A 14,181-nucleotide genomic window follows, 5' to 3' on the forward strand; every position below is an offset into this window, starting at 1 on the left:
ACCTGGATTCAGCTTTCTCTAACCCATACTGCCATTTCTCCGCGACCCCGGTTAGCCCAGGAAAAATAAGGAATGAAAGTAGCTGTTACCGACTCGGTTCGAATGTTGTCTTCCACTTTATACAGAAGGTTATCCCAACCATCCGTTTGCTCCCTGTAAGCTTCAACGCTCAGAACCTGAAGCCCTCCCAGCACCTCTGCATGATATTGGACCTGCTCTTGAGTCTGCCGCGCAATCACGATTTGATGCAGGTTCGGCCCATTGTCGGCCTCCTCCATACAATACACAATCGGTCCTCGCTGCAGTGCTACTTTTCCAATCGTCTCCCGAAGCAAGGGATGTCCTTTCATGCGGTTAACAGGCATGGGAAGATTAAGCTCCACCGTATCGCCTGATTGCCAAACCCTGTTGATATACACATATCCATCTACCAACACATCGTCTGTTTGAAACGTTATGCCATTTAGTCGAATCTCAGCTGCTTTGCACCACTTTGGAATTCGTAAAGCTAATGTAAACTCGACTGCTCCTTCCACTGTTAGTTCAAAATGTACATTGCCTTTCCAAGGGAGCTGCGATTGCTGCAGCAAGCCTATCTGATGACCGCCAAGCTCAATGTCTACCTGGCTGCCTATATAAAGATGAGCATAAAGCGTCTGATCTTTCGTGGAGTACATGTAACGCCCGAGTGAAGCAAGCAATCTGGCAATATTGGGTGGACAGCAGGCGCATCCGAACCAGCCCTGACGCTGAGGCTTGACATGACTCAAATTTTTGTTCTTATCACAAGCTTGAGGCCAAACCTCCAACGGATTCACATAGAAAAATTGTCTCCCGTCACGTGACATGCCGCTGATCACTGTATTATACAGAGCCTGCTCCATGACATCGGCGTATTCGCTTCTGGTTTCAATCTGCAGCATACGCTGTGCAAAAAAGATCAAGCCAATCGAGGCGCATGTTTCGGCATAAGCCGTATCGTTAGGCAGATCATAATCCAGAGAGAATGCTTCACCGTGGGCCATCGAGCCAATCGCACCCGTAATATACATCCGCTTGTTAACTATATTGCTCCAGAGTCTTCGACAAGCCTCCAACAGCTCTTCATCGCCCGTTTCGGCGGCAACATCTGCCATGCCCGAGCACATATATACAACCCTAACCGCATGCCCCTCCGCTGTTTCCTGAAGCCTCACCGGCAAATGGGCCTGGCTGTAAGATCGGTCGCGAACCATGTTCAAACCGGAAAAGTGGGTTTTGCGATTGCGGCGTTCGAACTCAATATCGTAGAAGCTCGGACTCGTACCTCGCTCATTGAGGAAATACTGACTTAAGCTTAAATAAGAGTTAGTTCCGGTAGCATGGTAGAGCTTTACCAGTGCCAGTTCGATCTCTTGATGACCATCATAGCCATGGAGCTTCCCAGCTTCCGCACCAAACACCTCATCAATACAGTCCGCCAAGCGACAAGCGACATCCAACAGCTTCTTTTTTCCAGTCGCCCTATAGTAAGCAACCGCCGCCTCAATCATATGACCTGCACAGTACAGCTCATGACATTCCGCCAAATTCATCCATTTCATTTCCGGTTCCTTTAGAGAAAAATAAGTGTTAAGATACCCATCCTTTTGCTGAGCTTTTGCTATGATTTCGATAACTTCATCGGCCAATCGCTCCAAATCGGGGTCCTTTCCTGTTTCGAGCAAATAACTGACAGCTTCCAGCCATTTGGCCACATCGCTATCCTGAAACACCATGCCGTAAAACTCTCCTTGAGCCAAGCCTGCGGCAATTTTGAAATTTTGAATCGCATGACTCGGCGCAGCACCCTCCACTCGATCGTTCAATGCCTCCCACTGATAAGGGACAACAACCTCACGAATCAATCGAATATATTCAGACCAAAATTCATCTTGAATATGAACATTAGCTAATGGAAGCGCTCTGGAGATCGATAGATTATCCATAGTACTCTCCTTTCTTATCTTGCAAGAACAGCTGCTCCAAGACCTGAGTACGGCTTTATTTTTTAAATAATTACAACGTTACAGTAAGCGCTTTATTTAATATATTACATGTAGTAATATGGTATGAATATAGGGTTTTACAACCACTTTTTTAAAAATTTCAACCTATGGAGGCACCGCGATGAATTCACCTATCCTTCATTTCATTTCACCGCCAGTCCCTTATTTTATAGATTGCGGCAGAGCTTATTACCGTCGTGGAGAGTCTCATATTAGCAGGAGCAACATCGGATCCTTTGATTTGATTGTGGTGACTAAAGGGACTTTGTTTATCGGGGAAGGTACGAACGAATGGGCGCTTCAGAAGGGGGAAGCTTTCATTCTCAGACCTGATGCGAATCATTACGGAACTGCGCCTTGTGTGGAGGAAACCGAGATCATCTGGATTCATTTCCATACCTTTGGCGCCTGGAATGAGTGCGAGGGGATGAACGCATGTCTGGAAAACCAGTCTGCTCTAATAGAGCAGCATAAACAAACCGCCTATTTGAACCATGCGGAGGTTTGTCCGATATTCATTCCGAAATATATGCAGCTATCTCAGAAGGCAATCGATATTTTGGAGCAGTTTTTTCAGTTGGAGCACGAGCCGCGATCCCTTCGGAACTGGAAGAGACAAACAGCCTTTCAGCTATTTATGCAGCATCTGGATCGAGACCTGGCAGCAGCATCGGATGCAACAGCCTTCCATCTGGCCGAGAAGGTCGAATTGTTTATTCGCCAAAATTACACACAACGTGTATCCAACCCCCTCCTACAAAAAGAGCTCAATTACCATCCTAACTATTTGGCCAAATGTATGCTGAAGGTTTATGGGATGACACCAATCGACTACTTGCAGCACTACCGCATAGAGCAAGCCAAGAAGCTTCTGATTCAAACGGAATGGTCTATTACCCGTATAGCCGAGGAGATTGGTTTTCAACACGGTTCTTATTTTTCAACCTGTTTTTTAAAAAAAGAGGGCATTTCACCTCTGAGCTTTCGCAGAAAATTTATAGGGAATGCTTAAGAACGCCGAGCCTTCGGTTCAATAAAAATGCCGCATTGATCAGGTTTTCCCTGCCAATGCGGCTTTTTGCCAATAAGATATCGATGAGATTACACGTCTGTCTTCCGAACTATTTGCCAAGCATCGGCTCACCGATAAAACTTTTGTCACCTTGAACGTAGATTCGAAGTGCTTTAGTATCCTTGATGTCTAACTCCAATTCTGTTAATGTGTTCCCTTTTACTTTAAGCTCCTTCACCGCGACATTATTTTCATCCACTACCTTAATTTGCAGGTCTTCTTTAGAAAGGGTATCCGAGGACCATATTTTCGCTTTGAATTTGTTGTATACAAAATTGGTATTAACTTCAATGTTTACAGATCGGGAGCCTCCGGTCACATAGCCATAGTTCAGCACTGTGCCATCGCCTGTAGTAACCTCGGCTGGTGTTCTGCTTGCCAGTCTATAAGTAGCATTCCCGTTATGAACAAATTCTGGGGAAACTTTGATGAAGTTGATACTGTCTTTTGAAATAGTTCCCGCCACATCACCCAGATAAGCCGTTTCCGTGTTGGCATCCCATGTAACTTTAATCCCCGCTGCTTCAGCCACTGCTCTCATCGGCAAATAGGTTGACCCTCTGTAAGTGATCGGCACAAGCTTCGTCCCATCATCCGGATCAACAGGCTCGAAAGCTTTACCATTAAGCATGACCTTGATGCCTGTATTCAAAAATACTTTTACCTCCGTTAATGTTCCTGCTCCCCATACATTTAAAGAAAGACTTAGACACAGCATAACTCCAAGCGTAGTAGCAACTATGCCTTTGCGATTCAATAACTTCCTCATCCCTTGCTCCTCCTCATTATCTGGAATTGAAATTCCAAAATTGATTTTCATTGTAATTCACTTCACCTCGTAAAAACAGTCACTTCAATCCCATGTCCAAGTCACTATTTGTGCAGGTAAAATACTATGACTTTGTATGACCAAGTCATCTATCAATCTGGGAACAGCATTCAATACTCTCGACACTGTGGATGCGGATAAATTGACTTGTTTGTGCCTGATTCGTTACAAACATTGTTGTTCCAACAACGAAGTTCACGTATACTTAAATGCGTCTGGATTTTTTATACAAATTTTTCAGGGATTCATCCACATGGCAGCCTGTCTACGTATGTGCCGACATGTGAGAGGAGGACAACGAGGAAGATGTTTTTGCAATTGGCATACTTTGGGGCTATATTTTGGTTCGGTTTGTATATCATCAACAGAGACTTTAGAAATGTACGTCTGGTTCTAGCAGGTCTTGCTTTATTAGTTCACTCTTGCGGTTTAAGCACAGCTCTTCTATCTCATTATGCTCAAGAGGCATTTCAAAGCATCGTTTTGTTAAAGGTTCAAGACATTTCCTTATTTCTGCCCTTGGTATTGTGGCTGGGTATTATGATTTCTTATACTTCCGATCAGGAAGGTAAGCACATTGTATTATGGCCCCTATGGAAATACGCGGTTTTGGTACTGGCTTTATTCAGTTGTATCTGGCTGATATGCGTTAAAAATTCGTACTGGTATGCAATCTCTTACCAAGCAATTTTATGCACCACTCTCCTCCTCATCCTTGCACTTTCTTTATGGGGAGCCCTTTATTACGGTACCAAAGTATCGGGAATCCATCGCATTTTATTATACTTGCCGCTTATTTTGTATGCTTGTATAACAATTATGACGTTTATCTTACAGGATGGTTCATGGAAGCTGTGGGGTTATGCAGGAAATGGCGTCGGACTGCTGTTGTTTGCATTCTGCATCATGATAACTGAAATTAAGGGCCAGGGGGAATCCTGGCTACCCGATTTTTTCCGTTCATTTGATTATTCCGTCTTTTTTACGCTGCTGTTTTCCGGACAGGTGGCCTTGATCATTAAGTGGGGGGCTGGCTTCAATTATACGATGGTTGCTTTGCTCTTGATCAGTATCGCCATCTCCATCGCATTCCAGGTATTTGTATATCCGATTCGGGCCATGCTGGACAACATCGCATTTGTAACTTTCCCCAAACTGCGCCAAGCGCGTTCGCGGTTAAGGCTCGAGGAAAGCGTTCAAGTTCGTGTGGACGAGGAAGCAGCTCCCGAGGAGATGAATGAGGAGGACTTGTATCGTTTCACGCGGCGAGCTTTAAGCCATATTGGCGATTTCCAGCGATTAGCTTCGAACCCGTTGACGCAATTGAAATGGATAGACAAGCGGCTGCAGGAGCGTGGTGCAAACAATGAGGTGCTTGAGCGGGCTATCGAATTAAAGTCGGTACTGTTGGAAATCATCCGGCAATTAAAGCCACACGGAGATGAGGAATTCGGCACTACCGATGAATGGAGACATTTCAACGTACTCTATTTTCCCTACATTGTAGGCATTAAACCTTATAGCTTGCGTTATTCGGCAGAGCATTTGGATGCCCCGTCAAAAGCTGCTTTGGAATGGTTTCGCACTAATGTGCCGGAACGTACATTATACAATTGGCAAAATGCCGGGGCGAGAATTATCGCGCTAAGCTTGAAAGACAGAGCATCCGTTAACTTAAAATGAATGTTTCCAGAACCGTTAAACACCCGCTTTAAAAGTGGGTGTTTAACGGTTCTTTTGCTCACTTTAAGTTGAAACAGAAGAAAATGATAGCAATTAACTCCTCTGCCGGTGTTCCATGTACGGTTAGCTTCATTATACTTTTAGCGCAGAGATCCCTGCACATACATAACCCTAAACAACACGTCGGTACTGCATCCACGGAAGTGAAGAGTAATGCGGAAGTAATTGTTCCTTTATCACCTGAAAAGTCCAAAAATCAGAGTGATAAGGGAACAGCCAGTTCCGTTATTACTCTGATTTGTGCATAAATGCTCCGATTCGGCCAGCATAACGGAATTCCCGCTTCCGCTATTGCCCCAGATTGGAGGCGGCTGATGGAATAACGGAACTTTCCGTTCCGTACAAAATCCTCCAGGGCTCATCGCTGCTATCCCTATAAAATCCCCCTTGATCATGGGGTGCATTAAAACTTTCTTATAAATTAAAAAAAAGCTTAACCACAAATAATGTGATTAAGCTGGATCAGCTATGAATTTAAGCCAGAATTTACTCGAAATAAGTAAACTCCCAATCGCCTTCTTCTGCACTCCATTTAGTAGCATCCGTATATTCCGGTACTCCAGTGAATTCAAGTGTATACTCGATCTCTTCTCCTGGTTTCAAGTTCACTTTCAAGTTGCTGAAATATTGATCTGCAACTTGTTTACCTTCACCAGCATCATTGAATAAAGAGATTTTCACATCAACTTTGTTTACAGTATCGATGTTTTTGCCACCAATATTTTTGAAAACCCCACCGGCTTTTAAAGTACCGTTGTCATAGCCAAGGCTTGTAACTACAAAATCAAGCGCTGCTTCAGCTGCAGGAGCTGCTTCAGGGGCTGGTGCCGCTTCAGGAGCTGCATCTTCAAAATATGTAAATTCCCAATCGCCTTCCTCTGCACTCCACGCTGTAGCATCCACATATTCTGGTACGTCTGTAAATTCAAGTGTATATTCTGCTGTCTCGCCTGGTTTGATATGGACTTTCAAGTTAGAGAAATACTGATGAGCAACTTCTTTACTTTCTCCCTCAGCATTAAAAAGAATAATTTTAACATCCACTTTATTTACTGTTTCAATGTTTTTGTCCCCAGTGTTAGCAAAAGTACCGCTAGCTTTCAAAACTCCATTATCATAACCAACTGCAGTTACTACAAAATCCAATGCAGGATCAGCCAATGCTGCTGATGAAACTCCAAACAATGATAAAAGGACAACTACTGAAGCAAATAAATAATTCAACATTTTCTTTTTCATTTTCTCTCCCACTTTCAATTGTAATATAAATAAAACTGTAAAGCTGAATTCCTATACCTTATCTCTCTCTAGGGCTCCTTAACTTGCATACCCCATATTTTATCGATTCCACAAGTAATAATCATGTGACTAAAGTCATAGAAACTCATAAAAAGGCAGAAAAACACGCATTAAAAGGAATGTTGTCACATTTTAGATATATTTAAATAAAACCTAGTTTACTATTCTCGGAAACCTCTATGAATAACGAAACAGCCTGCCTATAAGGCAAGCTGCGCATACTGCTGTTTAAAGTTTTTTTAAAATGCCTTGATTCAAGGCTTCGAAGTATGAACTTAAGAAGTGCCGTAACGCTTCAACTAAAGCTGTCAGCTGCTTTTGAAGCCAATACCCTATTCAACCAATCATAGGCATGTTTCCCGGATATCTCATGCGTCCCCTCAAACAAGCTCAATTCCAATTGCTCGCTTGCTCCCAATAACTCGTAAACCTTTTTTAGCTGCTCGTGCGCTTCCCGTGTTGCGTGAACGGGAAAAATCGGATCACTCATCCCCGCTTCAAGCAGCAATGGCTTGGGAGAGATCAAACTGAGCAGATCCGGCAGTTCCGCGGTCAATGACAGACCGGGAACGTAGTTGTCAATACAATGATGCATAGCCAGAATGCTCGATTGGAACGTGTTCGCATAGCCGCTTACAACGGCAGCGGAAATCCGGTCATCAAGGGCAGCTGCGAATGAACAAACCATCCCGCCGCCCGAAATGCCCATGCAACCAATGCGTTTCACGTCTACATCCTCGCGAGTGTACAAGTAGTCTATGAGGCGCAGCGTTTCATACACGCGATATCCAGCCATCGTCTGTCCCATTGCCAACAGAAAGGCGGACAAACGCTTGCAGGAGTTCGATTCCAGGTTATCCTCAGCCAGCTTCCGGTCTCCAAACCCGAATAACTCTGGAGCAACAGTTATAAATCCCCGTTGGACCAGCTCAACAGCGAAGTTCTTCTGATAACCGAGATCTGTCGTTTTAGCTGTGCCATCCGGGTTCAGACCTACAATATCCTTGCTGCCGTAACCGTGGCCGTGGCATGCAATAACAGCCCCAAGCTTGCCCTCGTGCTGAGTCGACTTAGGGATCAGCACGAAAAAAGGCATATGAAGATGTGCGTAGGTCTGAATCTGCATACGCTTACGGATATAGGTTCCACAGTCCACTGATTCGAGAACAACCGGTTCAAGATCAGCAGCCTCGGCCGGGAAACCACCGAGAAGCTCAACGAACCGTTGTCGTAAACGATTCCTCCACTCGCTCCATTCCTGTTCTGAATTCGCCCGGAATCTTTCTATCGGGCTGATGCTGTCATACAAATACTTCAGATAATGATCCGGATTCCACACCATTAATCCACTCACCCTCCCGCATCGCATTGTACTCGCATATTAAGTGTTAAAAGTCATAGTAGGTTCCTTATAACATAACCCAATCTCGCCATTGTTCCAAGTCAATATTTTGTCTATAAACAAGGGTACGTTCGGATTGTTCTACCGCAGCTTCGATTATGGCGACCGCTTATTCATAATGGGAATGAAACTTACTTATATAATTGAGTCAATAATACAAATTAAGCCCGGTATGGGACGTCTTGCGGACGGACCTTACCGGGCTATTCATATCATTTCATTCATCTCAATCATGACCCTCTATGATCTTTTATCCTCTAATAACTTATATAATCTACGTATTTTTTGGAAAACATTGTGCAATGACCTCAGCAAATACCCGTGATAAAATGAAACAACCTCAAAAGGGACGCTAAGTTGCTAAACTTTGCCTGTTCTTATTGAGAAATAAATCAAAGGCCAAAGCTTCTTATGAAGCGCGGGGGAACCCATACTTCGGGGTGAAGCCACTTTCGTGGCAGGGTGATTGCTCTTTGACCCTAATCCGTCAGCTAACTCCGCAGGCACAAAAAAGAGAGGATGATTTAAATGCGTTTCAAGAAATCCGTATTGACAGGTGCGCTTGCACTAGGTACTTTGATTGGGGCTGGAGTTGTTTCAGCTGCTCCTTACCAGGTAACAGGAAATGATACTATGTGGCTGATTTCCCAGAAACAAGGTGTTAGCTTAACCTCCCTGATTAAAGCTAATCCTCAGGTGGTCAACCCGAATATTATTTGGCCTGGACTGGTATTGAATATTCCTGGAACAGGAACAACTGCCGGCAGCGGTTCAACTGTTCAACAACCAGGAGCTGGTACAACTGCAACCGTGTCCGATTATGCCAGCCAAGTAGTTACCTTAGTGAACCAGGAACGTGCCAAAGCAGGCGTTAAGGCGTTAATAAGCGACAGCTCTCTGTCGTCAATGGCGCTCGCCAAAGCGAAGGATATGTACAATAATCATTACTTTGATCATACTTCCCCAACCTATGGATCTCCATTCGACATGATGAAATCATACGGCATTAAATATTCGTACGCCGGTGAAAACATCGCTATGGGTCAACGGACACCACAGGAGGTTATGAATTCCTGGATGAACAGCCCAGGTCACCGACAAAATATTTTAAGCCCGAACTATACCAAAATCGGAGTAGCTTATTATAATGGTGAATGGGTACAGGAATTTATCGCGAATTAAGCAATCAGACTGTCCGCAGGACAAGTCTCCCCAGACTGCCGGGAATTACCGGCAGTCTTTTGCTTTTATTGCAAATGCATTAGAGGTAATAATGCCTGAAAGGTTACAATTAAAGTCCCCATTGCTCTCTTACAAAATCCCATACACGGTTTTTAAAATAACGGTGCCCTCCGTCTCCAACAAACAGCTCGCAACGATCAGCAGAGCCGAATTGTCCGTATATATTTTGTACATGCTGGAAGGAAATATGTACCCCTTCAATGGGAAATAGCGGATCTGTCTCTCCATTGATCATTAGCACAGGACGCGGAGCAATCAAGCCTACCACATCATACATTTCCCCGACTTGCATCATCCCCGGAACGACATTACAGATACAATGATGAACAGATACAATCGAATGCTCGAACGTACAGAAGTAGCAGCCCGGAGCTACCAGACTAATACGCTCATCCAAGGCCGCTGCGAATACGCATACAGCACCGCCGCTTGAATTACCCGTTATCATGACCTTCTCCATGTCAAGCTCCGAACGAGTTGCTGCGTAATCCAGCACTCTGCTGAAGTCATGAACCCGTTCACCAATTAAGGACCGGCCTAACAATAGCGATATTCTCTGCATATCATCGCAAGACTTGCTTTTCCCCTCATCCATGTCCTCTTGACGAGCCATCTCCCAGAACCCCCGTACTTCCGGTACAATTGCGGCATATCCCTGCGAAACCGCCTGCTCCGCCAAGTTTCGATCCTGAAGAATAGCCTGTTCCCGATCCTCTGGAGTCTCGAAGTTTCCAGCGTAATCTTCCTTGCCGCGCCTCCCATGTCCGTGTGCGCATATTGTCAATGGCACCGGCTTGACCCCATTGTGCGGCAGCAAAAGATAGAACGGCACCTCTATACCCGTTTCGCTTGTTATATAGATCTTCTCCCGCGTATATTGCGGGAACTCAATGGTTTCCGTTATTCGCGGCGACAGCGGTACGTCAATTGACTGTCGTCTTATGAGCTCAAAACCTGTGATTTCAGCCAGCCTGCTACGAAAAGACTGCTGCCATTCCTGCCACTCTCCTGTATCCAATACATTACGATAATCGAATTCACGTTTAGTTTTCTCCAGTACCGTCTGGATATACTTCTTTTCGTCAAAATAAATCATTCGTTTACCCTCCTTGTTTCATTGCCCCGCTGTAGGCCAAGGGCGACACACCCATTTCATTTTTAAACAGCTGGATAAAATAACGCTTATTATCGTAGCCTAACAAATAAGAGATTTCTTCCACTGTTTTGTCCGTGTTATCCAACAGCTCTTTAGCCTTATTCATCTTGGTTTGGATTACATACTCGATAAAAGTCAACCCGGTTTCCTTTTTATACAACCTGCTGAAGTAGGATGAATTCAAATGCAGGTAATCAGCCACCTCCTCTAACGTTATTTTTTGATGCAGATGCTCCTCCACATATCTCTGAGCTTTACTGATTTCTTCGCGCTTGGATTGTTTGAAAATAGTGCCCATTTGCTCAAGCATTTCATGCAGATGCACAAGCATCCAACTTTTTAATTGATTCGTATGTTCAATTTCGCTCATCGTACTGTGGAGAACCTCAACAGAGTAATTGGTTTGGAACTTTTGCAGCGATTTGAATTTGACCCGCATGTCCAGCAGAAGCTTCAAAACCCATTCTTTTATCATTTCGGGAGGAAAACGCTCTGTTTCCACAAAGGACATCCATCTGGCAGCCGCCTCCTCCAAGCCTTGGGCATCTTCATGCAAAATAAGCTGCTTCATTTCCTCCAACGCTTGCAAAAAGTAGGTAAATAAATCAGCCTTCGTAAATTCTTCTTTCGTGATCGCACCAATAAACCCCTCAGGCAAATAAAACCGATGATCCCATGTATGTAAAAGCTTCAATAGGTTAGCCTTGAGCTCCATCGGCTGGCTGCATCGATCACCTACATAAAAAGAAGCTTCTACCCTCAAATATTTATTCAGTGATTCCTGAACTTTTTTGATTGTATCGTAGACCAAGCTGTAGCCATTCTCCTTCAAAGTCAGACGGCAAGGGATGAGCATAAATCCTGACTTGATGCTATAACGAAAGCTGACCGATCCCTTCACCGGCCCGAGTACTTCGTCCATCACATTTTCTAGTGCGTAGAGCAGCATATCGTCGGACATATTCAAATTCTTCTTCGTTTGCGTATGCCGTTCGATGGTGTAGAGCACAAGCATATAAGGATTTGCGTCAAAATCAATACCATACTGCTTGATTACATTCAGCCACTCTTCCAAATGCCATATCGGATTATTCAATGTACCCAGCAAAAATTTCTGCTTCAGCTCCGCCTTGTTGTCATTTACAATATGCTCCAGTTGATGTCTCTGCTTGCGATTCTCGCTCTGCTCATCCAAGCGTCCGCAAAGCTGCCGCAATTGGAAAGCAATCGTATCCGGTGTTATGCTCTCCTTCAACACATAATCCTGCACATTAAGCTTTACCGCCTGCTGAGCATACTGAAAGTCGTTATAACAAGAAAGGATTATCGTACAAAGCTCTCCGTTTAATGCTTTTAGCTGCCGGATCAGCTCGATTCCCGATATTTGCGGCATGCCGATGTCTGTAATCAGAATGTCAGGCATTTCCGATTTTGCTTGCTCAAGCGCTTCAAGGGGATTTTCATACATACCATACAGCTGCAGATCCAGCTCATTCCAAGGGATGACTTGTGACAAATATTCCAGAACAGGGTAATCATCATCGACCAACATAACTTTATACATCTGATTGCTCCTCCCTGCGGCGCCCCTTTGGAATATAAATGTGGATCTTAGTACCCACACCATCCTCGCTTTCAATCGATAGCGTGCTGTCGTAACCATATATTAACTGCAGGCGTTCATAAGCATTTTTTAAACCGATTCCTGAGACACCTGTATAGTTAAAGCTGCTTTCCTCCGTATCCGTATTTCCGGAAAATAATTTCTTTCGCAGCTCATCCAACATCTCCTGCTTCATTCCCTCTCCGTTGTCCTCCACAATAACAGCTAATCCATTGGCGTCCTTCCGGCTGGAGATTCGAACGCTTCCTCCCTTATGCTTCAATCCGTGATTGATGGCATTTTCTACAAAAGGTTGAATGGAGAAGCGCGGGACTTCTTCCAATAATGTCTCCGAAGCAGGGTTAAGCTCCAATACAATCGGCTCCTTATGTCTAAAGTTGACCAGCAACACATAGTTAGAGATCAGCTCCAGCTCATCGTGCAAAGAAATATACTCATTATTGCGATTGATGGTCATTCGAAGAAACGCAGATAAAGAACCGAGCAATTCAGCATTTTCCAAATCGCCCTTCATCCATATTTTCATCCGAACGGAATTAATAATATTGAACAGGAAGTGAGGGTTCACCTGTGCCTGCAGCATCTCAAGCTCCGCCGCCCGCTTCCCCGTCTGCTCCAAAGTAATCTGCCCAATCATTTGCTGTATACGGTCGAGCATATAATCGAATGAATGGGCAAATTCTCCGATTTCATCTTTAGTCGTTATATTTGATCTGATGGATAAATTGCCTGATCGTACTTTGGCAGCTACCTTACCCAACAGCTTGATCGGCTTGGTCCATTGATTCATAAGGTAGAGCAATATAACCAAAAACAAGCCAAAGCACGTAATAGTCAGCAGTAAAACATTTTGATGGACACGGCTGATTTTATCGATCGCTTCTTTATAAGGCGCCAAGCTTACTAAATACCAATCCGAGAACGGCAGCTTATGTGTGACCAGCAAAAAATCTTTGTTCTGATCTTTAACGATGAGCGGATTCTCGTTCTCATTGCCTCCGATCCCCACCCCATTGCGTTTCATGTAGGGAAACGTCGTACCGATTTTGGCTGGGTTCGTGTGCGAGAGCACAGCTCCGCTGCTGTTCACCAGCATAATCTCCTGCGTACTGTTGTAATTTTGAAAAATATTATGTATATCCGTTTCGAACATACTGGCGATAATATACCCGCTTGTGATAGAGGAATTTCGGATCGTACGGGCAACCGTAATCAGATACGGACTTTTACGCGCACTTGAAGCAATATAGTTAGCCTGCGTTCCAACCCAATAGGTATCCAATGCATCTAAATTTTCCAGTTGCTGAAACCAGTCCAGACGAGTGAAATTCAACGGATCGTAATCCTGAAATTCGGAATAATTGGAGTAAGCGGTTCCCGCAGTATCTATGACGGCCAAATAAACTGGATTGCTTGCAGCCGTCTCCACATTGGCGAACTTCTCGTTCATCTTCTTTATATGAAAAAATTGGGCTGTAGAGCCCTTATCCGGAATCCTGTCATTCAAAATAGCAGTAACCTCATTATCAAACTGAATGACATTCGTGGTGTATATCATATTGCTGATCAGATTCGTAATATAAATATCCATTGTGTGCAAAGATTGCTCCATATTAGCAACCGCCTGTTCCTTAAGCACATCCTTGGTGGCATAGTTGGATATAAGCACAGCAATGACCATTGGAACAATCAAACATAGAATCGAGGAAACGAGCAGCTTTTGCCTAAATGATTTGATGTTAAAGATGTGTGCCCTTCCGTTCATACACTCACTTCTTTTCCGTTGT

At 44.2% G+C, this 14,181-nt stretch carries 10 protein-coding genes and 1 riboswitch; of the genes, 3 read left to right on the top strand and 7 right to left on the bottom strand.

Annotated features, from left to right (window positions below; all coding sequences use genetic code 11):
- Window positions 1-8: 8 nt before the first annotated feature.
- Window positions 9-1,967 (bottom strand): glycoside hydrolase family 127 protein, encoded by a 1,959-nt coding sequence (locus NV381_RS17160; RefSeq protein WP_258214515.1) that lies wholly within the window; start codon window positions 1,965-1,967, stop codon window positions 9-11.
- Between the two features lie 181 nt (window positions 1,968-2,148).
- On the opposite strand from NV381_RS17160, the gene NV381_RS17165 reads away from it, so the two are divergent.
- Complete coding sequence (locus NV381_RS17165; protein WP_258214516.1) at window positions 2,149-3,039, top strand: AraC family transcriptional regulator; 891 nt, start codon at window positions 2,149-2,151, stop codon at window positions 3,037-3,039.
- A 109-nt stretch (window positions 3,040-3,148) separates the two neighbouring features.
- Here NV381_RS17165 and NV381_RS17170 read toward each other — a convergent pair whose 3' ends face one another.
- On the bottom strand, window positions 3,149-3,868 hold the full coding sequence (locus NV381_RS17170; protein WP_258214517.1) for a copper amine oxidase N-terminal domain-containing protein: 720 nt from the start codon (window positions 3,866-3,868) through the stop codon (window positions 3,149-3,151).
- Between the two features lie 366 nt (window positions 3,869-4,234).
- Here NV381_RS17170 and NV381_RS17175 point away from each other — a divergent pair, with 366 nt between their 5' ends.
- The gene (locus NV381_RS17175; protein ID WP_258214518.1) at window positions 4,235-5,611 is read left to right on the top strand and encodes a hypothetical protein; all 1,377 of its coding nucleotides are present in this window, start codon (window positions 4,235-4,237) and stop codon (window positions 5,609-5,611) included.
- Between the two features lie 546 nt (window positions 5,612-6,157).
- On the opposite strand, the gene NV381_RS17180 is transcribed toward NV381_RS17175, so the two are convergent.
- Entirely contained in the window at window positions 6,158-6,910 is a 753-nt protein-coding gene (locus NV381_RS17180) for a Cna B-type domain-containing protein (protein ID WP_258214519.1), read from the bottom strand.
- 355 nt (window positions 6,911-7,265) lie between these two features.
- The gene (locus NV381_RS17185) at window positions 7,266-8,312 is read right to left on the bottom strand and encodes an alpha/beta hydrolase family protein (RefSeq protein WP_258214520.1); all 1,047 of its coding nucleotides are present in this window, start codon (window positions 8,310-8,312) and stop codon (window positions 7,266-7,268) included.
- Between the two features lie 447 nt (window positions 8,313-8,759).
- A riboswitch (cyclic di-AMP (ydaO/yuaA leader) is annotated at window positions 8,760-8,895 on the top strand.
- A 5-nt stretch (window positions 8,896-8,900) separates the two neighbouring features.
- On the opposite strand from NV381_RS17185, the gene NV381_RS17190 reads away from it, so the two are divergent.
- A complete protein-coding gene (locus NV381_RS17190; protein ID WP_258214521.1) occupies window positions 8,901-9,554 on the top strand; it encodes a CAP domain-containing protein in 654 nt (217 codons plus the stop codon).
- 109 nt (window positions 9,555-9,663) lie between these two features.
- On the opposite strand, the gene NV381_RS17195 is transcribed toward NV381_RS17190, so the two are convergent.
- From NV381_RS17195 to NV381_RS17205, 3 genes are read right to left on the bottom strand one after another with little or no spacing between them, the layout of a single operon-like run.
- Window positions 9,664-10,710, bottom strand: coding sequence for an alpha/beta hydrolase family protein (locus tag NV381_RS17195; RefSeq protein ID WP_258214522.1), 1,047 nt, complete (start codon window positions 10,708-10,710; stop codon window positions 9,664-9,666).
- Between the two features lie 4 nt (window positions 10,711-10,714).
- Window positions 10,715-12,334 (bottom strand): response regulator transcription factor, encoded by a 1,620-nt coding sequence (locus tag NV381_RS17200; RefSeq protein WP_258214523.1) that lies wholly within the window; start codon window positions 12,332-12,334, stop codon window positions 10,715-10,717.
- Complete coding sequence (locus NV381_RS17205) at window positions 12,327-14,159, bottom strand: cache domain-containing sensor histidine kinase (protein WP_258214524.1); 1,833 nt, start codon at window positions 14,157-14,159, stop codon at window positions 12,327-12,329. Before NV381_RS17205 ends, NV381_RS17200 begins: the two co-directional genes overlap by 8 nt.
- Window positions 14,160-14,181: the final 22 nt, after the last annotated feature.

It is taken from the genome of Paenibacillus radicis (ex Xue et al. 2023) (genome assembly GCF_024722015.1).
In the GTDB taxonomy this organism is placed as follows: Bacteria; Bacillota; Bacilli; order Paenibacillales; family NBRC-103111; genus Paenibacillus_S.

Excerpts from the sequence above, each read along its gene's own strand:
- NV381_RS17160 (WP_258214515.1), bottom strand. The coding sequence starts at position 1,967 with ATGGATAATCTATCGATCTCCAGAGCGCTTCCATTAGCTAATGTTCAT.
- NV381_RS17165 (WP_258214516.1), top strand. The coding sequence starts at position 2,149 with ATGAATTCACCTATCCTTCATTTCATTTCACCGCCAGTCCCTTATTTT.
- NV381_RS17170 (WP_258214517.1), bottom strand. The coding sequence starts at position 3,868 with ATGAGGAAGTTATTGAATCGCAAAGGCATAGTTGCTACTACGCTTGGA.
- NV381_RS17175 (WP_258214518.1), top strand. The coding sequence starts at position 4,235 with ATGTTTTTGCAATTGGCATACTTTGGGGCTATATTTTGGTTCGGTTTG.
- NV381_RS17180 (WP_258214519.1), bottom strand. The coding sequence starts at position 6,910 with ATGAAAAAGAAAATGTTGAATTATTTATTTGCTTCAGTAGTTGTCCTT.
- NV381_RS17185 (WP_258214520.1), bottom strand. The coding sequence starts at position 8,312 with ATGGTGTGGAATCCGGATCATTATCTGAAGTATTTGTATGACAGCATC.
- NV381_RS17190 (WP_258214521.1), top strand. The coding sequence starts at position 8,901 with ATGCGTTTCAAGAAATCCGTATTGACAGGTGCGCTTGCACTAGGTACT.
- NV381_RS17195 (WP_258214522.1), bottom strand. The coding sequence starts at position 10,710 with ATGATTTATTTTGACGAAAAGAAGTATATCCAGACGGTACTGGAGAAA.
- NV381_RS17200 (WP_258214523.1), bottom strand. The coding sequence starts at position 12,334 with ATGTATAAAGTTATGTTGGTCGATGATGATTACCCTGTTCTGGAATAT.
- NV381_RS17205 (WP_258214524.1), bottom strand. The coding sequence starts at position 14,159 with ATGAACGGAAGGGCACACATCTTTAACATCAAATCATTTAGGCAAAAG.